Genomic DNA, 19,691 nt, shown 5'->3' on the forward strand with positions numbered 1-19,691 from the left:
TCGAACCGCCGGATCGAAACATTACACATGCCCCGAGGGGAAACGCAAAACGCCTGGTCAGAAGCTTGCAGACGGGCGGTATCCGACATCCTGCCCGCAGGTCGCCGACCGACGAGGCGCATAATCACCACGTGACTCCACGGACCCGCCCCGACCTCGAATCGATCCCCGCCTACGTTCCGGGCCGCTCGTTCCCCGGTGCGGTGAAGCTCGCCAGCAACGAGACGACGATCGGCCCGCTCCCCAGCGTCCGGGAGGCGCTCGCGGAAGCCGCCGCCGGCCTCAACCGCTACCCCGACAACGGCGCGACCGAACTCGTCGCGGCTTTGTCGGAGCGGCTCGGCGTGCCGACCGAGCGGATCGCAGTGGGCTGCGGATCGGTGAGTCTGTGCCAGGAACTCGTGCAGATCACGTGCGACGGGGGCGACGAGGTGATCTTCGCGTGGCGCTCGTTCGAGGCGTACCCCATCATCGCGGCCGTGGCCGGCGCGACCGCCGTGCGCGTTCCGAACACCGCGGATCACGGACACGACCTGAAGGCCATGCTCGCCGCGATCACCGACCGCACTCGGCTGATCTTCGTGTGCAATCCGAACAACCCCACCGGATCGCTGCTGGGCAAGGCCGAACTCGAGCAGTTCCTCGACGCCGTCCCCGAACACATCGTCGTCGCCCTGGACGAGGCGTACTTCGAATACGTCCGCCCCGAGCCGGGTGAGGATCTGCCGGACGGTCTCGCACTCGCAGAAGGTCGCAGCAACGTCGTCGTGCTCCGCACCTTCTCCAAGGCCTACGGCCTCGCGGGCATTCGCGTCGGATATGCGGTCGCCGACCCGTCGGTCGTGACCGCACTGAGCAAGGTCCACACCCCGTTCTCCGTCAACTCGCTTGCCCAGACGGCGGCCGTGGCGTCGCTCGCCGCCGCGAACGAGCTACTGGCCCGCACCGAGGGTGTCGTCGCCGAACGGGAGCGGGTCCACGCCGCACTCGTCGACGCCGGCTACGAGGTCCCCGCGAGCGCCGCGAACTTCCTGTGGCTGCCGTTGGGCGAACGCTCCGCCGCGTTCTCCGAGGCCGCAGCGGAGGCGGGCGTGGTGCTGCGCAACTTCACCGGCGAAGGAACCCGGGTGACGATCGGCGACCCTCATGAGAACGACCTGTTCCTCGACTTCGCGACCGGGCAGGGACGGGCACTCGCCGGCCTGGGCTGACCTGTGACGAGACCCAACCGTTATGGCTGGGTATCGGCGGCGTGATCCGACCCTGACAGACTCGTGCGGTCGGATCGAGCCGGGGTCGGAGGAACTGTATGGGGGCAGGCACGGTGCGTCGCGCCCTGTCGACCTGCGCGCTCGTCGGCTCCTTGGTCGCTTTCGGTGGTTCGGCGCCCGCCGGCGCTGCACCGTCGAGCAGCGCGCCCTCGAACACCGTCCCGCTCCGGGTGATCGCGTTCGGCGATCTGCACGGAAATCTTCTGCCCCCGCAGGGACTGCACGGTGAGGTCGTCCGATCGGATGGTGTCTCGGTCCCCGCGGGGGGTGCGGCCTATCTCGCCGCCTACGTCCGGCAGCTCCGGGAGCAGGCCGACAACTCCGTGCTCTACGCCGTGGGCGACACGTGGGGTTCGTCGCCGCTCGAGTCGGGCCTGTTCCACGACGAGCCGACGATCGCCTTGCTCGACGAGCTCGACCTCACCGCGGCGACTCTGGGCAACCATGAACTGGACCGCGGTTACGCCGAATTCGAGCGGTTGCGGGACGGCGGTTGCCACCCCGAGGAAGGCTGCCGCTACGCCGAGCTCTTCGAGGGCGCGAACTTCCCGATCCTCGGCGCCAACCTCACCACGACCGCCGGAACACCTGCCGCACTCCCCTACAGCATCGACTACGTGGGCGGATTACCCGTCGGGGTCATCGGCGTCGTGCCGAGCAACACCCCCGACATGATCCGGCCCGACGCGATCGCGGGGCTGCAGTTCGAGGACGAGATCGCCTCCGTCAACCGCACCGCCGACATCCTGGGCGCGCTCGGCGTCCGCTCGATCGTCGTGCTCTACAAGGGCGACATCGGCGCCATCGAGGGCGACGATCCGTGTCCGAACGGAGACGGCGGGGCAGCAGCCATCGCGACGTCCGTCTCCCCCGACGTGGACCTCATCATCACCTCCGACGGCGACCGGCATTTCAACTGCACCTACACCGACCCGGCGGGTAGGCCGCGCACCGTCGTGCAGGGCGCCTCTCACGGGCGCATCCTGTCGGTCGCCGACCTCGTCATCGACCGTCAGAGCCGAGAGGTGTTGCGCGACAGCACAGTCGTCTTCACCCAGGTCGTCACGCACGACATCGATCCGGATCCGACCACACTCGAGTTCGTCGACCGCGCGGTGGAGAAGTCGGCGGAGGTCGCGAACCGGTCGATCGCTCGCATCGGCGCGGACATCACGCGGCGCGAGACCTCGAGCGGGGAATCGGCACTGGGCAATCTGGTGGCCGACGCCCAACTCGCGGCGACGCGGCATCTGGGGGCGCAGATCGCCCTGATGAACCCCGGTGGACTCCGCAGCGACCTGCTCGCCGGAGACGGCACCATTTCGTACCGGGAGACCTACGCGGTGCAGCCTTTCGGGAACATGCTGCAGGTGCTCGACCTCACCGGAGCTCAACTCGACGCACTGCTCGAGCAACAGTTCCAGGAGAGTCCGGTGGGCTCGGATGTCGAACGCATCCTGGCGCCGTCGCACAACCTGCACTACACCCTCGACCGGCTCGCGCCGCGTGGAGAACGCATCCGGTCGATCACCATCGACGGCGAGACCGTGGACCCCGATCGCATGTACAAGGTGGTGGTGAACAACTTCTTGTCCGGCGGCGGAGACGGTTTCACCGTGTGCACCGAAGCGCACGGACTGGTCGGGGCGGGCAAGGATCTGGATGCCCTCAACAGCTATCTGGCCACCCGCTCGCGTGTGGAGTCGCCGGCCGTCGATCGCATCCGCCTGCACTGAGACGGTCCCCGTCGGCGCGGGGCGTGGTCAGCGGAGTCCGAGCGCGTCCTCGAGGGTCGGCCACGCGGCCTTGATGTCGTCCTGCCAGTAACCCCACGAATGCGTGCCCCAGGGGCGGTAGACGACGCGCGCGGGAATGCCGAGTTCGCGGAGGCGACGGTCGTAGGTGACGGTGCACACGAAGGTGCCGAGCTCGAGGGGCGCACCGACGGTGAGCACGTCCTGGCCGGCACCGAGATCGTGCGGGCCGAGTAGTCCGTTGCCGGTACTCAGGAAGACCTCCTTGCCGCGCAGCCTCTCGGCGAGCAGGTAGGAGTCGTGCTCCTCCCACCGACCGTCCTCGGGTGGTCCCCACATGTTGTCGGGGTTGCCGCCCTTGTAGGCAACGGTTCCGCGCACCGTGTCGCGGGAGGAGTCGCTGGATGTGTCGTAGCACCCGCTCAGCGCCGCGACCCCCTGGTAGAGGTCGGGATTGCGGGTGATCAGCGACATCGCCCCGGTGGCTCCCATCGACAGTCCCGCAACCGCGTTGACACCGTTGCCGCCGAATTCGGCATCGATCAACGGCGGCAATTCCTCGGTCAGGAAGGTCTCCCACTTGTTGACCCCGAGGACGGGGTCGGGAGTGTTCCAGTCGGTGTAGTAACTCGCGGTGCCACCGACGGGAAGGACGACGTTGGTGTTCTTGTCGGCGAAGAACTCCTCGATGTCGGTGCGCTGCGTCCACGTGCTCTCGCGGAACTCGGACTCTTCACCGGCGCTGACACCGTCGAGCAGGTACAGGCTGGGGCGTGCCCCCTCCCACGCCGGGTGCAGCACCTGTACCTGCACGATCCGGTTCATGGCCGGCGAATGGACGAACAGCTTCGTCTGCCTGTCGCCGACGCGTTCGACGTGGTCGATCCTCGCCGACGCCGGCTGGGCATGGGCGATCGTCGCGCCGGAGATCGGCACCATCAACGCCACCGCGACAGCCGCCGCAAGTCTCTTCACCATCGAACTCCCCGTCCCCCGACGACCTGGAGTGATCTCACAGTCCCTACCTGTACCCGGTCAAGCGGACCTGCACGCGACCCTAATACCCATCCTCCGTTTCGTGACGAATCGGAGGATGTACGGCCGCGTCGCCCCCGCCGGGTGGGCGAGGGCGACGCGTGCGAGCCGGGTGGTCAACGGAGGTGGTGCACCTCCTGCAGGCCGTAGACCGGGGTCGGGATTCCTTCGTAGCGCGCCTTCAGCTGCAACGCCAGGTACAGCGAGTAGTGCCGCGACTGGTGCAGATTGCCGCCGTGGAACCACAGGCCGTCCTGCTGCGTGGGCTTCCACATGTTGCGCTGTTCGCCCTCCCACGGACCTGGGTCCTTGGTGGTGTCGGAGCCCAGACCCCAGCACTTACCCACCTTGTCTGCGACCTCCTGGGAGATCAGGTCGGCGACCCAGCCGTTCATCGAGCCGTAGCCGGTCGCGTAGACGACGAGATCGGCGTCGAGTTCGGTGCCGTCCTCGAGGATCACCGAGGTCTCGGTGAGCTCACGGACGTTGCCGTGGGCCAGCTCGATGTCGCCGTTCGCGACGAGCTCCGAGGCACCGACGTCGATGTAGTAGCCGGACGCACGACGCAGGTACTTCATGAACAGACCCGAACCGTCGTCGCCCCAGTCGTGCCGGAAGCCCGCCTTCTCGAGCCGGTCGTAGAACTCGGCGTCGCGCTCGCGGATCTTCTCGTAGATCGGGATCTGGAACTCGTGCATGATCCGGTACGGCAGGGACGCGAAGGTCAGGTCGGCCTTCTGGGTCGTGACGCCTGCGGCGAGGGCCCGCTCGGAGTACAGGTCGCCGAGGCCGAGGTCCATGAGCGAATCGGATTTGACGATGTGCGTCGACGAGCGCTGCACCATCGTGACGTCCGCGCCGACCTCCCACAGGGCACCGCAGATGTCGTGTGCGCTGTTGTTGGCACCGATCACGACGACCTTCTTGCCGGCATAGGCGTCGGGGCCGGGGTGGGCGCTGGAATGGTGCTGTTCGCCGCGGAACAGGTCCATCCCGGGGAAGTCGGGGACGTTCGGCTTACCCGACATGCCGGTCGCGATGACGAGCTGCTTCGGCCGGAGGACCACCGGTTCGCCGTCGCGCACGACGTGGACGGTCCACTCCCCTGTCTCCTCGTCGTAGCTCGCCGAGGTGCACTCCGACTTCGACCAGTACGGAACCTCCATCACCTTCGTGTACATCTCGAGCCAGTCCGCGATCTTGTCCTTGGGCGCGAAGACCGGCCAGTTGTCGGGGAAGGGCATGTACGGCAGGTGGTCGTACCAGACCGGGTCGTGGAGACACAGCGACTTGTAGCGGCCGCGCCACTGGTCGCCGGGCCGGTCGTACTTGTCGAGCACGATCGCGGGGACCCCGAGCTGACGCATGCGGGCGCCGAGCGCGATGCCGCCCTGACCACCACCGACGATCACGACGTACGGCTGGCGCGTGTAGCCGAGCTCGCGTTCCTCGATCTCTCGCTGCTCCGACCACGTGACCCTCTGCTTGTCCGCGCCATGGTTCGTACCGCGCGGACGACGCGTGCCCTTCTTCTCCTCGTATCCCTTCAGTTCCTGCATCGTGGTCAGCAACGTGAAGGCGCGATCCTCACCGCTCTCCTCGTCGCGCTTCAGACGCAGATGGCCGACGCCACGCCCCACCGCGGTCTCGAATGCGATCCAGGCGCTGAGCACGCCGTCGTCGTCGGACGCCGGTTCGGTAGCGCGGAAACCGCTCGGGTCGGTCTCGGCGAGTCGCGCGTGCAGCATGTCCGCGACGCCCGCGCGTCCCTCGACGGTCTTGAGATTCCAGGTGAAGGCGACGAGATCGCGCCAGAAGGAGTCGGTGCCGAACAGGCCGGCAGCGGCGTCGACGTCGCGCTGCGCGAGGGCGGTGCCGAAAGTCTGCAACCAGGCGTCGACGCGGTCGTCGGGAGTCGCGGAGCCGGTGGTCGCAGGCTTGTCGAGGGTGTCGGTCATGGTGAGTCCTTTCCCGTAGTGATGTGATCCAGAACACTCCCCATGCCTGCACCCGGGCAAGCGTTGCGTCACGTTGCACGGGCACCCATTTGTGGCGCAGCACACATTTGCGCCCTATGCTCCGAGGACGACGACGAAGAGGAGACCGTGACCACGTTCAGCGCGATCGCGCCCGGCACCGACCTGTCGCGCTACGCGCGCGAGTTGACGCGGATGCACGACGCAGTGATCGGCGGCGCCCGGTCACCGATGCGACCCCGGCCGCTGGTGTCCCGTTCGTGGCAGCGCGTGCTCGACGCAGGCCTCGATCCCACCGGGATCAACGAGCGAAACCGCCTGCCGGCCGCGGAGGTCGAGCGACGCCGCCGCGCGTCCGCTCTCTCCGCGGTGATCGGCGATCTCGAACAGGTGATCACGCCCGTCGCCGACGCCTCCCATCTGCTGCTGGTGGTGACGGATGCCGACGGCGTGATTCTCTGGCGCAGCGGTTCCGCACCGATCCGTTCCCGCGCCGACGCCCTCGGTTTCCAGGAGGGAACGGTGTGGACCGAATCGACGGTCGGCACCAACGCCATCGGCACGGCGCTCGCGGAGGCCGCACCCGTCCAACTGTTCTCGGGTGAGCACTTCGAGACGACCCAGCACCCTTGGTACTGCACCGCCGCCCCGATCCACGACCCGATCCGCGGCGACCTGCTGGGCATCGTCGACGTCAGCGGCCCTGCACTGACCCTGCATCCGGCCATCATCGCCCTCGTCGACACCGCCGTCCGGCTCGCCGAATCGCAGTTGTGGCGACGGCACGAGGTGCGCCTCGAACGGCTCCGCACCGAGGCCGCTCCGCTGCTGTCGTCGACCCGGGGACCGGTGCTGCTCGTCGACGAGGACGGTTGGGTCGCGCACGCCTCCGGTATCGCCGCCGAGCGGGTCGCGGTTCCGCGGCAGGCCCGTCCCCTGACCGTGCCGGGAATGGGATTGTGTGTACCCGAACGTCTTTCACACGGTTGGCTGATACGCGGGGCGGCAGCGACCTCGAGACTGCGGATGATTCTGCACGTGTCGTCGTCGCCGACCGTGGAGGTCTTCGGGGACGACGACTCGTGGCGCACCCTCGTCACCGCCCGTCAGGCCGAGATCCTGCTGTTGCTGCACGAACGCGGCCCGGACGGAATGACGGTCGCGGCGCTCAGCCGGGCCCTCTACGGGGACGACGACCATGCCGTGTCGGTCCGGGCCGAGGTGTCGCGGCTGCGACGCGCGATCGGAGACGTGATCGAGAGCAAGCCCTACCGGCTCGCCGGCACCGTCGACCTGTCGCTGAACCTCGGTACGGACGAACGGCTCGCCGACTCCGACTTCATCCGCCGCTCGGGGGCGCCCGGAGTGCGAGCGCTCGGCGCCGCCCACTGACGCGGCCGGGCCATGTTTCCACCCCTCGGCGACCGGGAACGCACCAGTGAACCCGAGTCGTCGAACATGTTGGAGACACAATGACCGTTCTCGTCGTCACGGACAGTCCCGAAGGTCCGACCCAGAAGATCGCCCGGCTCGTCGCCGATGCGCTGGGTGAGCGGGACATCGACGTCACCGTCGGTGACATCTCGGATCTCGAGCGGTCGGAGGAATTCGAAGGCGTCGTCTTCGGAGGTGAGGTCGACGCCGGTGAATACTCGCCGGACACCCTCGAACTGTTGTCGTCGCGGGCCTCCGGGTTGAGTCAGCAACTCGTGTGGCTGTTCGCAGTGGGCGACGAAAGCGGCGAGGACACACCGGATCCGGTGTCCGAGCTCGCGGCACTCGACTACCGCTCCTTCGCCCCGTCCGCGGGCGAGGACGAGGTGCGGTCGTGGGCCGCCTTCATCGCCGACGAGATCGACGGCCACAGCTGAACCCGCACGTTCCCACGAGCGAAGGGCCGCCATGCTGCACACGGATGTCGCGCCGGGCGTACATCGTCTCGCACACGCCGACGTCAACGTCTACCTGATCGAGGACGACGACGGAGTGACCGTCGTCGACACGGGACTGCCCGCGACCGCGGGCCGCATCGAAGGAGCGATCTCACGGCTCGGCCGACGCGTCGACGACGTGCAGGGAGTCGTCCTCACGCACGCCCACTTCGACCACGTCGGTTCGGCGAAGCGACTGCGTGAACGGTGGCGCGTGCCGGTCTGGGCGCATCGCGACGAGAAGTTCCTCGCCGCACATCCCTATCGCTACCAGCACGAACGCAATCGGCTGCTCTATCCGGTCCGGTATCCCGCGTGCATCCCCGTGCTCACCCGGATGACCGTGGCGGGGGCACTGTGGGTGCGCGGCATCGACGACGTGGCGCTCTTCCACGGCTCCGAGCCGCTCGACCTGCCCGGTCGTCCCGTCCCTCTCCACACCCCCGGCCACACCTACGGGCACTGCGCACTGCATCTTCCTGATCGTGACACCGTGATCGTCGGCGACGCGATCGTCACCCTCGACCCGTACACCGGCAGGCACGGTCCACAGATCGTCTCGGGTGCGGCCACCGCCGACAGCGCTACCGCTCTCGCCTCACTGTCGGCCATCGCCGGTACCGGCGCGAAACACGTCCTCGTCGGCCACGGCGAGCCCTGGCACGACGGGGCGGCCGCGGCCGTGGAGCGAGCGGTGCTCGCCGGGCCGAGCTGAGGCGGTCCGAAGACCGGAACGCGCACAGCCCCGGTGGATATCCACCGGGGCTGTGAACCTGCGCGGAAGCGGAGGGATTTGAACCCCCGTTGGTGTTACCCAAGCTCGCTTTCAAGGCGAGTGCATTCGGCCGCTCTGCCACGCTTCCGTGGCAGATCCTAACCGCTCCGCGCGAACAAGACCTAACCGATTCGAAGCCTCAGCGGTCGGCCAGAGTGTGCTCGACGCGCGCGAAGACCCGCGCCAGCATGTCGAGCTCGTCCACCGACAGCAGATCGATGAGGTGGGTACGCACGTCGTCGACGTGGGTGGGCGCGGCCTCCCGCAGTCGCCGCCGGCCCTCGTCGGTGATGGTGGCGAGCACGCCGCGACCGTCGTCGGGGCACGAGCTGCGTACGACCATCTTCTCCTGTTCCATCCGCCGGATCTGATGGGTGAGACGACTGCGCGAGGACAGCACACCGTCGGCGAGATCGCTCATGCGCAACGCGCCGTCGGGGGCTTCGGAGAGCATGACCAGGATCCGATACTCCGCCAGCGACAAGCCGTGTCGATCGTTGAGAGACCGGCTGAGTGCGCTCATGAGACGGTTGTTCCCGTCCATGTAGAGACGCCAGGCCTCCTGCTCCTTCGCGGTCAACCACTTGGGTTCGTCTCGTTCGCTGGTCACGCCGGGGAGTGTAATGCCGAACGTCCGTTGTGTTACCCCTCGGTAGCTTCGAGCAGGTGACGGTGTCGCGACCGGAGTGACCGTCCCCTCACTGCGCCGCACGCGATAGCGTCGAACACATGTATGCAATCGTCGCCACCGAACCCGGTGGTCCAGAAGTTCTCCGGTGGACCGAGCAGCCCGACCCGGACCTGCCTCCCGGGCACGTACTTCTCGATGTCGCGGCGACCGCGGTCAACCGCGCCGACCTGCTGCAACGGCGCGGCCTCTACCCGCCGCCCCCGGGAGCGAGCAACATCCTGGGCCTCGAATGCTCCGGCGTGATCTCCGAACTCGGCGAGGGTGTGACGGGCTGGAACATCGGCGACCGGGTCTGCGCCCTGCTCACCGGCGGCGGGTACGCCGAGAAGGTCGCGGTACCCGCCTCCCAGCTGCTGCCGGTACCGAAGGGCATCGACCTCGCGGTCGCCGCGTCGCTTCCCGAGATCGCGTGCACGGTGTGGTCGAACGTCGTGATGACGGCCGGCCTGACGCGCGGCGACGTCCTGCTCGTCCACGGTGGCGGCGGCGGTATCGGCACGCACGCCATCCAGGTGGGTAAGGCGCTCGGTGCGAAGGTCGCGGTGACGGCCTCTGCCGGCAAGCTCGACCGCTGCCGCGAACTCGGTGCCGATCTGGCGATCGATTACCGCGAGCAGGACTTCGTCAGCGAAGTGCGCAACGCGTTCGGTGGCGCCGACGTCGTGCTCGACAACATGGGCGCGAAGTACCTGGCCCGGAACATCGACGTCCTCGCTCCCGACGGACGCCTCGTCGTCATCGGCATGCAGGGCGGCACCAAGGGCGAACTGCACCTCGGCAAACTGCTCGCCAAGCGCGGTCACGTCATCGCGACCGGTCTGCGCGGCCGGCCGGACTCGGGACCGTCGGGCAAGAGCGCGATCATCGACTCCGTGCGCGCCAACCTGTGGCCGCTCATCGAGGAGGCGAAGGTGCATCCCGTCGTGCACGCCGAGCTCCCGATCACCGAAGCGGCACGTGCACACGAACTGCTCGACAGTCCCGAGACCGTCGGGAAGGTCGTGCTGCGGATCGAGCGGCACTAGAGGTTGCGGCGCTGAATGCAACCAGAGGTTGCGGAGCTGAATGCAACTAGAGGTTGCGGAGCTCGCGGACGAGCTGATCCACCTCGAAGCTCGTCGTGTAGGGGGCGAGACCGATGCTCACCGCTCCCCCTTCGTCGCTGACGCCGAGGGAGTCGAGGAGACGGCTCGATCCGCGGGTGCTCGCCACCGTCGCAATGCGACGGTCGGCGAGGTGCGCAGCCACCTTCTCGGCCGGGACCCCGTCGACGGTGAAGCTCAGGGTGGGGACGCGACTCGACGCGCGGCCGAGCACGATCACACCGGTGAGGCTGTCGAGTTGCCGCATCAGCCGGTCGAACAGCACGTCCTGGTAGTTCTGCATCGAGCTGATCGAGATGTCGAGACGTTCGCGTCGTGAGCCGGTGGCGTCGTCGTCGAGCGAGGCGATGAAGTCGATGGACGCGGGGATGCCTGCGAGCAGGCCGAACTGGTGGCCGCCCACCTCGAGGCGCTCGGCCCCGCGCGCATGCGGGTTCAGCGACATCGCCGGCACCCGTTCGAGATGTCCGGGGTCGGCGAAGACGAGCGCGCCGATCTGCGGTCCGCCCCACGCGGCCATGTCGACGGTGAGGACGTCGGCGCCGAGATCGTCGATGTCGATATGGGCGTAGGGGGCGGCGCCGGCGGCGTCGACGACCATGAGGCCACCCACCTCGTGGACGAGATCGGCCACGGCTCGCACGTCGGGCGCGGTGCCGACGATCGACGACGCCGCGGTGAGCGCGACGAGCCGGGTGGTGGGCGTGATGAGTTCCTCGTACTGCCAGGTGGGCAGCTCACACGTCTCGATCTCGATCTCGGCCCACCGCACCTGCGCGCCGTAGCGGCTCGCGACCCGCAGCCACGGAGCGATGTTCGCTTCGTCGTCGAGCCGCGACAACACCATGCCGGTGCCGAGTCCGAGGCGGGAACTGAGGGCTTCGGCGAGCCAGGCGAGCAACACCGCGTGACTCGGGCCCAGGACGACCCCGGCCGGATCCGCACCCACGAGTTCCGCGACCGCGACGCGCGCCTCCTCGAGGATCGCGGCGCTGCGACGCGACGACAGGTGCCGTCCCGTGGCCGAGGCGGCCGAGTTCCGGAACGCAGTGGACACGGTGCGTGACACCACGTCGGGGATCTGCATGCCGGCCCGTGGATCGAGATGGATCCAACCGTCGCCGAGCGAGGGGATGAGCCCCCGGATCCGGGCAACGTCGTAAGCCATGGCAGACACTCTAGGTCCCGATGTCAATCGGGACGCGCCGTACCTGCACTCGGTGTTGCCCTCTCGGTAGGCTCGATCGGGTACCCGGCACTCCCGGGACCATCGGGCAACCGGGCACCCCCGGGTGGGAAAGGGAAGAATGGAGTCATGACGCATCCGGACAACGACCAGGTTCTCGTGATCGGCCCCGACGGCCGGCCCATCCGTGTCTCCCGCGAGGAGGCCGCTCGTGTCGAGGTCGACACCGACTCGGAGGCCAAGGCGGACGAGAACGGCGGCGAATCTCTGGCCGACATGGTCGAGCAGCCGGCGAAGGTCATGCGGATCGGCACCATGATCAAGCAGCTCCTCGAGGAAGTGAAGGCCGCGCCGCTCGACGACGCCAGCCGCACCCGGCTCAAGGACATCCACCTCTCCTCCATCCGCGAGCTCGGGCAGGGACTCGCCCCCGACCTGCGTGAGGAACTGGAGCGGCTCGCGCTGCCCTTCGGCGAGGACTCGGTGCCCTCCGATGCCGAACTGCGCATCGCGCAGGCCCAGCTCGTCGGCTGGCTCGAAGGTCTGTTCCACGGGATCCAGACGGCCCTGTTCGCTCAGCAGATGGCGGCCCGCGCCCAGCTCGAGCAGATGCGTCAGGGAGCGCTTCCGCCCGGCGTCGCGCAGGGCGGTCACGGTCACACCGATCAACAGCTTCCCGGTCAGACCCACCCCGGGACCGGCCAGTACCTCTAGTCCCGGCGGGTACGCCCCGGGACTCCGGTATCGCCGCGACGGGTACGCTCGGGTCCCGTGTCAGCGTCTGGAGCAGCATCGTGAGTCGGGTCAGCATCGAAACGCGCGGCGCGTGCGTCGACTTTCCCATCTTCGACGCCAAGACCCGCTCCCTGAAGAAGGCCTTCCTGGGTAAGGCGGGCGGAGCGATCGGCCGCAACAACTCCGACGTGGTGGTCGTCGAGGCTCTGCGCGACATCACGATGTCGCTGAAGGAAGGCGACCGCGTCGGACTCGTCGGCCACAACGGTGCCGGAAAGTCCACCCTGCTGCGCCTGCTCTCGGGGATCTACGAGCCCACGCGCGGCCACGCTCGGGTGAAGGGCCGCGTCGCGCCGGTGTTCGATCTCGGCGTCGGCATGGATCCGGAGATCTCCGGCTACGAGAACATCATCATCCGCGGCATGTTCCTCGGGATGAGCCGCAAGCAGATGCTGGCCAAGGTCGACGAGATCGCCGACTTCACCGAGCTCGGCGATTACCTCAACATGCCGCTGCGCACCTACTCGACCGGCATGCGGGTGCGTGTCGCGCTCGGCGTGGTCACCAGTATCGATCCCGAGATCCTGCTCCTCGACGAAGGCATCGGCGCGGTCGACGCGGAGTTCATGAAGAAGGCGCGGGTGCGTCTGCAGGATCTCGTCGCCCGTTCGGGCATCCTCGTGTTCGCCAGCCATTCCAACGAGTTCCTCGCCCAGCTGTGCGACCAGGCGATGTGGATCGATCACGGACAGATCCGTGAGCAGGGCGACATCGAGCACGTGGTGCGGTCCTACGAGGGCGACGAGGCCGGCGACCACGTGCGCACGATCCTCCACGAGCTCGAGCGCGAGCGGACCGCGAAGTCCGCCCACGACGCCGCCGCCTCGACGGGTTCGAACGGTGGCTGACGAACGGATCATCGGCGTCGTCGTCACACACCGTCGCCGCGAACTGCTGGCCGACTCCCTGAAAGTTCTTGCCTCGCAGTCTCGTCCGCTCGACCATCTCGTGGTGGTCGACAACGGCGACGAGGACGCGGTGCGCGAACTCGTCGACGCGGTGGACCTGCCCACGAGCTATCTCGGCTCGAAGCACAATCTCGGCGGCGCGGGCGGCTTCGCCCTCGGCATCCTGTACGCGCTGTCGCTGGGAGCCGATAGGGTCTGGCTCGCCGACGACGACGGTCGCCCCGAGGGACCGGACGTGCTCGCGACGCTGCTGGACTGCGCGCGGCGCAACGGTCTGGCCGAGGTGTCACCGGTCGTGTGCGACATCGCGCAACCCGACCGCCTCGCCTTCCCGCTGCGCCGGGGCGTCGTGTGGCGGCGGTGGCGGCATGAACTCGGCGACGAGGACCTGCTCCCCGGCATCGCCTCGCTGTTCAACGGTGCGCTCTTCACGACCGCGGCGATCGACGCGGTGGGCGTGCCCGACCTGCGGTTGTTCGTCCGCGGCGACGAAGTCGAGGTGCACCGACGCCTCGTCCGTTCGGGCCTGCCCTTCGGCACCTGCCTGCAGACGGCCTACCTGCATCCCGACGGCGCCGACGAGTTCAAGCCCATCCTCGGCGGCCGGATGCACACGCAGTACCCGGACAACGACACCAAACGCTTCTTCACCTACCGCAACCGTGGCTACCTGTTGTCGCAGCCGGGACTGCGCCGGCTGCTGCCCCAGGAATGGGTGCGGTTCGGCTGGTACTTCCTCGTCACCCGCCGCGACCCGGCCGGGCTGCGCGAGTGGATCCGGTTGCGCAGGCTCGGACGCGAGGAGAAGTTCGAGCGTCCCTGACGCCTCCTCGGATACCCCTGACACTCACGCGGTCACGACGGTCTGGGCGGCGATCTCCTTGAGTTTCGCGTTCGCCCAGCGCAGTTGACGCAGGGTCTGGGGGTGGCAGCGTTCGGAGACGGCGAGCAGTTCGCGGTCGCTCAGGGCCTGTGCCGTCTGGGCGAGGATCTCCCAGTCGAGCGAGACGCCCGCCGCCATGCGGTGCACGGTGCGCAGGTCCCGCAGCAACAGCACGCTCGGCGCATGCCGACGTCCGAGCATCTCGCTGCCCTTCCGTCGCAGCCCGGCCAGCAGCTCGTGTACGTCGCCAGGGTCGTCGTCGAGGTCGAGTCCGTAGTCGTGACCTACACGGGCGAGTTCGCGGACGTGCTGCTGCGACCAGCCGGCGATGTCCCTGGCCACGTGGAAGATCTCGTGGTCGACCTTGTGCCGGTCGGCCGTCCGCAGCAGCTCCCCCGCCAGGTCGTTCTCCGAGCGGTGCAGTTCGCGGATCGCCAGGGACACCTTGTTCATCGCGGGCCTCCGTCGTCGAACATCTCGGTGGTCTCGGCGTCCGGTCCACCCGAGGTGGCGGGGGCGGTCCCGGAAACGGGTGCGGACGCGGTGGTGGTCGGCGCCGCGGAGGGCCCGTCGTCGGCGACGGCGACCCGTTCGACGCGGGCGGCACCTGATTTGAACAGTGGCTGCTTCGAGGCCGGATCCCAATCGGTGAAGGTCAGTTCGTTGGCCGCGCGACCCTCGAGCGCGGGTTCGTGACCGGCGGGGGTGTCCCAGTAGCCGTAGTGGAAGGGCAGGAACAGCACCCCGGTCCTGATCCCACTGATCCGCAGTCGCGCGGTGACGTGACCGCGCGGTGTGTCGATCCGCAACAGGTCTCCCTCCGACCATCCATGCCGCTCGGCATCGCTCTCCGACATCTCGACCCACACCTCCGGTGCGGCGCGCTGCAGTTGTGGGGCGCGGCCCGTCTTCGTGCGGGTGTGGAAGTGGTAGAGCGTGCGGCCGGTGGTGAGCAGGTAGGGATAGTCGTCGGAGACGGTCTCGTGCGGGGGAAGGTACTCACCGGCCTTGATGATCGCCTTGCCGAAGGGGTTCAGTGCCCGGTACTCGGTGGGTTCGACCGGCGCGCCGGTGACCATATCCCGCCCGTAGTTTTCGCAGTAATCCGGTGCGGCCCAGAACTTCTCGTCCTCGTAGAGACGTTCGGTCCCGTCGGGGGCGTCCGTATTGCACGGCCACTGGATCCCGCTTCCACCGCGCAACTTCTCGTAGGTGATGCCCGTGTAGTCACACGGTCGCCCGGCCGTGCACTCCTTCCACGCCTCGAACGCCTCCTCCGGCGTGGACCACTTCACGAGCGGATCGCCGTCCTTGTCCCGCAGGTCGAGCCGGCGCGCGTAGTCGACGAAGATGTCGAGATCGGGCCGGGCCTGCCCGGGCGGTTCGACGGCCTTCTCCGACAGGTGCACGGTCCGATCGGTATTCGTGAACGTCCCGGTCTTCTCACCCCAGGTCGCAGCGGGCAGGACGACGTCGGCGAGCTGCGCGGTCTCCGACAGGAAGATGTCCTGGACTACCAGGAAAAGCCTTTCCTGGGAGAGGATCTCGCGTACACGACGCAGTTCCGGCAGCGACACGGCCGGGTTCGTCCCACTCACGTAGAGGAAGCGGATCGAACCGTCCTCGGCGTACCGCATCATCTGCATCAGATGGGTGGGCGCGGTGTAGTGCGGGATCCGCATCGGGTCGATGTTCCACACGCGCGCGAGGTCTTCGACGTGCGCGTCGTTGGCCCAGTTCCGGAAGGCCGGCAGGTCGCCGTCGGCTCCGCATTCGCGGGTGTTCTGCGCGGTGGGCTGCCCGTTCATCTGCAGGATTCCGCACCCGGGCTTCCCCAGCATGCCGCGTACGAGATGAATGTTGTTCACCTGCACGGCGGCCGCGGTGGCCTGATGGGACTGGTAGAAGCCCTGCAGGACCGTCGAGAGCAGCCGCTTCGCGGTGCCGAGGAGCCGAGCGGTCTCCCGCAGATCCTCGAGCGGGACGTCGCAGATCTCGGCGGCCTTCCCGAGGGAGTAGTCGGTGACCTGGGTGCGCAGTTCGTCGAATCCGACGGTGTGGTTCTCGATGTAGTCCTCGTCGATCCACCCGCGCTGCAGGATCTCGTGCAGCAGCCCGTTCATGAGGACGACATTGGTGCCCGGACGCGGGGCCAGGTGCACCGTCGCGGCCCGCGCGACCGGCGTCCGCCGCGGATCCACACAGATCACCGCCGGGGGATTCGGGCCGGCGAGCCGGTCGAGGATCCGACTCCACGTCACCGTCTGCGTCTCGGCCATGTTGTGTCCGTAGAGCGCGATGACGTCGGCGTGATCGATGTCGGTGTAGGACCCGGGCTGGCCGTCGCATCCGAAGGACTGCTTGAGAGCGGCCGCCGCCGTCGCCGTACACAGGCGGGTGTTGCCGTCCATGTGGTTGGTGCCGATGCCGCCGTGACCGATCAGCGCGAGGGTGTAGTACTCCTCCAGGAACAGCTGGCCGGTGGTGTAGAAGCCGACCGAACTGGGGCCGCGCTCGTCGAGCAAGTGCTTCGTGCGCCCGGCGACGGCATCCATCGCGGTGTCCCAGTCCGTCTCGACGAGCGTGCCGTCGCGCCTGATCAACGGTGTCGTGAGCCGGTCCGCCGAGTGGTTCGCCTGCCAGCCGAACAGGTCCTTCGGGTCGAGCCGACCGTGATTGACCCGATCGACGGCACGTCCTCGTACCCCCACCATGCGCCCGTCCTTGACTGCGATGTCGAGTCCGTCACCGTTGGAATGCAGGATCGTCGCCGACTGCACCCACCTGTCGACGTCGTCCTCGGTCAGCCCCTCGGCGAGAAAGGTGTCGACGCGAGTGGGCCAGCGCCCGCCCGGTCCGTACGGGGTACGCGAGCCCCACGGGTCCGCGATTCGATCCACGGTGGCCATGACACGGCGGTACCCGGGAGGACCGCCGCGGAATCCTCATACGTGTCCCCGCTCCGGAAAAGAGTTCGGTCCTCGAACAACAATCCGGCAAATCCGACCACATGCGTTGCCAGTTCGCCTTACGCTGTCGCCACACTCGACCTCTGGAGTAGTGATGACCCCTCGCACCACCACCCCGTCGACCCTCTGCGAAGCCTTTCAGACCACCGCCGCGGCGTACCCCGACAAGGTCGCGCTGCGCACGCCCGACGACTCGGTCCGCTACACCTGGCGCCAGTACGCGCAGCGCGTCGAGCGCCTTGCCGCGGGGCTCGCCGGTCTCGGAGTGAAGCGCGGCGACACCGTCGGGCTCATGCTCACCAACCGGCCCGAATTCCACCTTCTCGACACCGCCGCACTCCACCTCGGCGCGGTGCCGTTCTCGATCTACAACTCGCTGACTGCCGAGCAGATCACGTACGTACTCGGCAACGCCGGGAACCGGGTGATGATCGCCGAGGAACAGTTCGTTCCCGTCCTGCGGCAGGCGATCGGCGACACGAAGGTCGAGCACCTGGTGTGCATCGACGGCAAACCCGAGGGGACCATGTCCCTCGACGACCTCGAGGCCTCCGCCGAGCCGTCCTTCGACTTCGACGCCGCATGGAAGGCCGTGCAGCCGTCCGACCTGCTGACCCTCATCTACACCTCGGGCACCACGGGTCCGCCGAAGGGTGTCGAACTCACCCACGCCAACCTGCTCGCCGAACTCGAGGCGACGAGTTCGTATCTGCCCACCGGCCCGGACGACCGGATCCTGTCGTATCTGCCCGACGCACACATCGCCAACCGCTGGGGTTCGCACTATTCGAGCTTGTACAGCGGCATGCAGATCACCACACTCGACGATCTCAAGCAGGCCATCACGGTGCTGCCGAGCCTGCGGCCGACACTCTTCGGCGCCGTCCCGCAGGTCTGGTACAAGCTCAAGGCTGCGATCGACAAGACGCTCGCCGAGGAGTCGAGCCCGGTCAAGAAGAAGCTTGCGCTGTGGGCGATCGACGTCGGACGCAAACGCGCCCGGCTGCAGTCCGACGGCAAGCCGGTCCCCCGTACCCTCGAAGTGCAGCACGCGGTCGCCGACAAGCTGGTGCTGTCCGCGATCCGCGGCAAGCTCGGCCTCGACCAGGTCCGCGCCGCCGTCACAGGTGCCGCCGCGATCTCGCCGGAAGTCCTCGAGTTCGTTCTGGCCCTGGGTATCCCGTGCTCCGAGGTATGGGGAATGTCGGAGACCTCGTGCGTGGTCACCATGAACCGGCCGGGCGCCATCCGCATCGGCACAGTCGGCCAGGCCGTGCCCTGCGCGAAGATCAGGATCGCCGAGGACGGCGAGCTGCTCGTCTCCGGCCCGTTGCTCATGAAGGGCTACCGCAACGATCCGGAGAAGACGGCGGACGCAATCGATTCCGATGGTTGGTTGCACACCGGTGATATCGGGGAGATCGACGCGGACGGCTACCTGCGGTTGATCGACCGCAAGAAGGAGATCATCGTCAACGCGGCGGGGAAGAACATGTCTCCCGCCAACATCGAAGGCGCCTTGCGTGCCGCCTGCCCGATGCTGGGCGGTGCCGTCGCCATCGGCAACGACCGTCCCTACAACGTCGCACTGCTCGCGCTCGATCCCGATGCCCTGGCCATTTTCGCCGAACAACACGGCCTCAGCGGCAGCCACGAGGAACTCACGCACCATCCCGTCGTCCTCGAGTCGATCGCGAAATCGGTGGAGGAAGCGAACACCAAGCTGTCGCGGGTCGAGCAGATCAAGAAGTACACGGTACTGCCGACGATCTGGGAACCCTCGGGCGACGAACTGACCCCGACGATGAAGCTCAAGCGCAAGCCCATCGACGCGAAGTACGCGGAGGAGATCGACAAGCTCTACGCGTAGCAGGCCCGATTCGTCACCGCGCTCACGACGAGTACCCCCTGCACGGTCCCGTAGCCGCATGTGCATAATTCACGGGACCGTTCAGGGGGAACGGCGGCTCGACGGAGAGAGAATGCGTTGACGATGCGCACGTTCGTTTCGATCGCCCTCGCGAGCGCGACCGCGCTCGCCCTGGCAGCCTGCGGCGGCAACGGTGGAGCCGAAGGCGGGGAGGACACCTACATCGCCCGTCTCGGAGAGGCGGGGATCGACACCGGCGACCGCGACGCCCTGCTCGCTGTGGGCGAGGAGATCTGCGACCACCTGCGGACGAATGCCGACAGCGCCGACGGGAATGCTTCGGCGACAGATCTGGTCGTCGGCTTCACCGAACCGGCCCGGAAGGCCGGCTACGACCCCCTCGACGCCGTCACCATCAGCATGGCGAGCGTGACGAGCCTCTGCTCGGATGCCCTGGGAGAGGAGACATCCCAGGAGATCCAGAAGCAATGGGACGAGTTCGTGACCGGACGGAACGCCCTGTCGGATTCGCTCGGCGGCTGAG

Annotated in this window: 17 protein-coding genes and 1 tRNA gene; 11 read left to right on the forward strand and 7 right to left on the reverse strand. The window is 67.8% G+C overall.

Annotation, left to right across the window (positions count from 1 at the left end; translation table 11 throughout):
* Positions 1–131: 131 nt before the first annotated feature.
* Both hisC and GON09_RS16505 read left to right on the forward strand, forming a co-directional pair.
* Entirely contained in the window at positions 132–1,211 is a 1,080-nt protein-coding gene (gene hisC / locus GON09_RS16500; protein ID WP_213932720.1) for a histidinol-phosphate transaminase, read from the forward strand.
* A 98-nt stretch (positions 1,212–1,309) separates the two neighbouring features.
* Positions 1,310–3,007: a bifunctional metallophosphatase/5'-nucleotidase gene (locus GON09_RS16505; protein WP_213932721.1), complete on the forward strand. Its 1,698-nt coding sequence runs from the start codon at positions 1,310–1,312 to the stop codon at positions 3,005–3,007.
* 27 nt (positions 3,008–3,034) lie between these two features.
* Here the strand turns inward: GON09_RS16505 and GON09_RS16510 are convergent, their stop codons facing one another.
* Together GON09_RS16510 and GON09_RS16515 are read right to left on the reverse strand one after the other, a co-directional pair.
* Positions 3,035–4,003, reverse strand: coding sequence for an alpha/beta hydrolase (locus GON09_RS16510; RefSeq protein ID WP_213932722.1), 969 nt, complete (start codon positions 4,001–4,003; stop codon positions 3,035–3,037).
* Between the two features lie 173 nt (positions 4,004–4,176).
* Positions 4,177–6,018, reverse strand: a complete 1,842-nt coding sequence (locus GON09_RS16515) for a flavin-containing monooxygenase (RefSeq protein WP_213932723.1) — start codon at positions 6,016–6,018, stop codon at positions 4,177–4,179.
* Positions 6,019–6,165: 147 nt separating this feature from the next.
* On the opposite strand from GON09_RS16515, the gene GON09_RS16520 reads away from it, so the two are divergent.
* From GON09_RS16520 to GON09_RS16530, 3 genes are all read left to right on the forward strand, one after another.
* A complete protein-coding gene (locus GON09_RS16520) occupies positions 6,166–7,428 on the forward strand; it encodes a helix-turn-helix domain-containing protein (protein ID WP_213932724.1) in 1,263 nt (420 codons plus the stop codon).
* An 80-nt stretch (positions 7,429–7,508) separates the two neighbouring features.
* The gene (locus GON09_RS16525) at positions 7,509–7,907 is read left to right on the forward strand and encodes a flavodoxin domain-containing protein (RefSeq protein WP_213932725.1); all 399 of its coding nucleotides are present in this window, start codon (positions 7,509–7,511) and stop codon (positions 7,905–7,907) included.
* Positions 7,908–7,938: 31 nt separating this feature from the next.
* Entirely contained in the window at positions 7,939–8,682 is a 744-nt protein-coding gene (locus tag GON09_RS16530; protein ID WP_213932726.1) for an MBL fold metallo-hydrolase, read from the forward strand.
* 63 nt (positions 8,683–8,745) lie between these two features.
* Here GON09_RS16530 and GON09_RS16535 read toward each other — a convergent pair.
* Both GON09_RS16535 and GON09_RS16540 read right to left on the reverse strand, forming a co-directional pair.
* Positions 8,746–8,830: transfer RNA gene (locus tag GON09_RS16535), tRNA-Ser, on the reverse strand.
* Positions 8,831–8,881: 51 nt separating this feature from the next.
* On the reverse strand, positions 8,882–9,352 hold the full coding sequence (locus tag GON09_RS16540; RefSeq protein ID WP_213932727.1) for a MarR family winged helix-turn-helix transcriptional regulator: 471 nt from the start codon (positions 9,350–9,352) through the stop codon (positions 8,882–8,884).
* 119 nt (positions 9,353–9,471) lie between these two features.
* Between GON09_RS16540 and GON09_RS16545 the strand changes: the two genes are divergently transcribed.
* Positions 9,472–10,458, forward strand: coding sequence for an NAD(P)H-quinone oxidoreductase (locus GON09_RS16545; protein WP_213932728.1), 987 nt, complete (start codon positions 9,472–9,474; stop codon positions 10,456–10,458).
* A gap of 46 nt (positions 10,459–10,504) precedes the next feature.
* Here the strand turns inward: GON09_RS16545 and GON09_RS16550 are convergent, their stop codons facing one another.
* Positions 10,505–11,704, reverse strand: a complete 1,200-nt coding sequence (locus GON09_RS16550) for a cysteine desulfurase-like protein (protein WP_213932729.1) — start codon at positions 11,702–11,704, stop codon at positions 10,505–10,507.
* Positions 11,705–11,851: 147 nt separating this feature from the next.
* Between GON09_RS16550 and GON09_RS16555 the strand changes: the two genes are divergently transcribed.
* From GON09_RS16555 to glfT1, 3 genes are all read left to right on the forward strand, one after another.
* The gene (locus GON09_RS16555; protein WP_213932730.1) at positions 11,852–12,436 is read left to right on the forward strand and encodes a bacterial proteasome activator family protein; all 585 of its coding nucleotides are present in this window, start codon (positions 11,852–11,854) and stop codon (positions 12,434–12,436) included.
* A gap of 77 nt (positions 12,437–12,513) precedes the next feature.
* Positions 12,514–13,365 (forward strand): galactan export ABC transporter ATP-binding subunit Wzt/RfbE, encoded by an 852-nt coding sequence (gene wzt / locus GON09_RS16560; RefSeq protein ID WP_213934485.1) that lies wholly within the window; start codon positions 12,514–12,516, stop codon positions 13,363–13,365.
* The gene (glfT1, locus tag GON09_RS16565; RefSeq protein ID WP_213932731.1) at positions 13,358–14,248 is read left to right on the forward strand and encodes a galactofuranosyltransferase GlfT1; all 891 of its coding nucleotides are present in this window, start codon (positions 13,358–13,360) and stop codon (positions 14,246–14,248) included. Before wzt ends, glfT1 begins: the two co-directional genes overlap by 8 nt.
* Before the next feature lie 24 nt (positions 14,249–14,272).
* On the opposite strand, the gene GON09_RS16570 is transcribed toward glfT1, so the two are convergent.
* Entirely contained in the window at positions 14,273–14,761 is a 489-nt protein-coding gene (locus GON09_RS16570; RefSeq protein ID WP_213932732.1) for a hypothetical protein, read from the reverse strand.
* Positions 14,758–17,217, reverse strand: coding sequence for a molybdopterin oxidoreductase family protein (locus tag GON09_RS16575; protein ID WP_213932733.1), 2,460 nt, complete (start codon positions 17,215–17,217; stop codon positions 14,758–14,760). Before GON09_RS16575 ends, GON09_RS16570 begins: the two co-directional genes overlap by 4 nt.
* A 154-nt stretch (positions 17,218–17,371) precedes the next feature.
* On the opposite strand from GON09_RS16575, the gene GON09_RS16580 reads away from it, so the two are divergent.
* Complete coding sequence (locus tag GON09_RS16580; protein ID WP_213932734.1) at positions 17,372–19,147, forward strand: AMP-dependent synthetase/ligase; 1,776 nt, start codon at positions 17,372–17,374, stop codon at positions 19,145–19,147.
* Between the two features lie 123 nt (positions 19,148–19,270).
* Positions 19,271–19,690 carry a DUF732 domain-containing protein gene (locus GON09_RS16585; protein WP_213932735.1) on the forward strand — a complete coding sequence of 140 codons (420 nt, stop codon included), beginning with the start codon at positions 19,271–19,273 and terminating at the stop codon, positions 19,688–19,690.
* Position 19,691 lies beyond the last annotated feature (1 nt).

It is taken from the genome of Rhodococcus sp. B50 (genome assembly GCF_013602415.1).
Lineage (GTDB): Bacteria > Actinomycetota > Actinomycetes > Mycobacteriales > Mycobacteriaceae > Rhodococcus.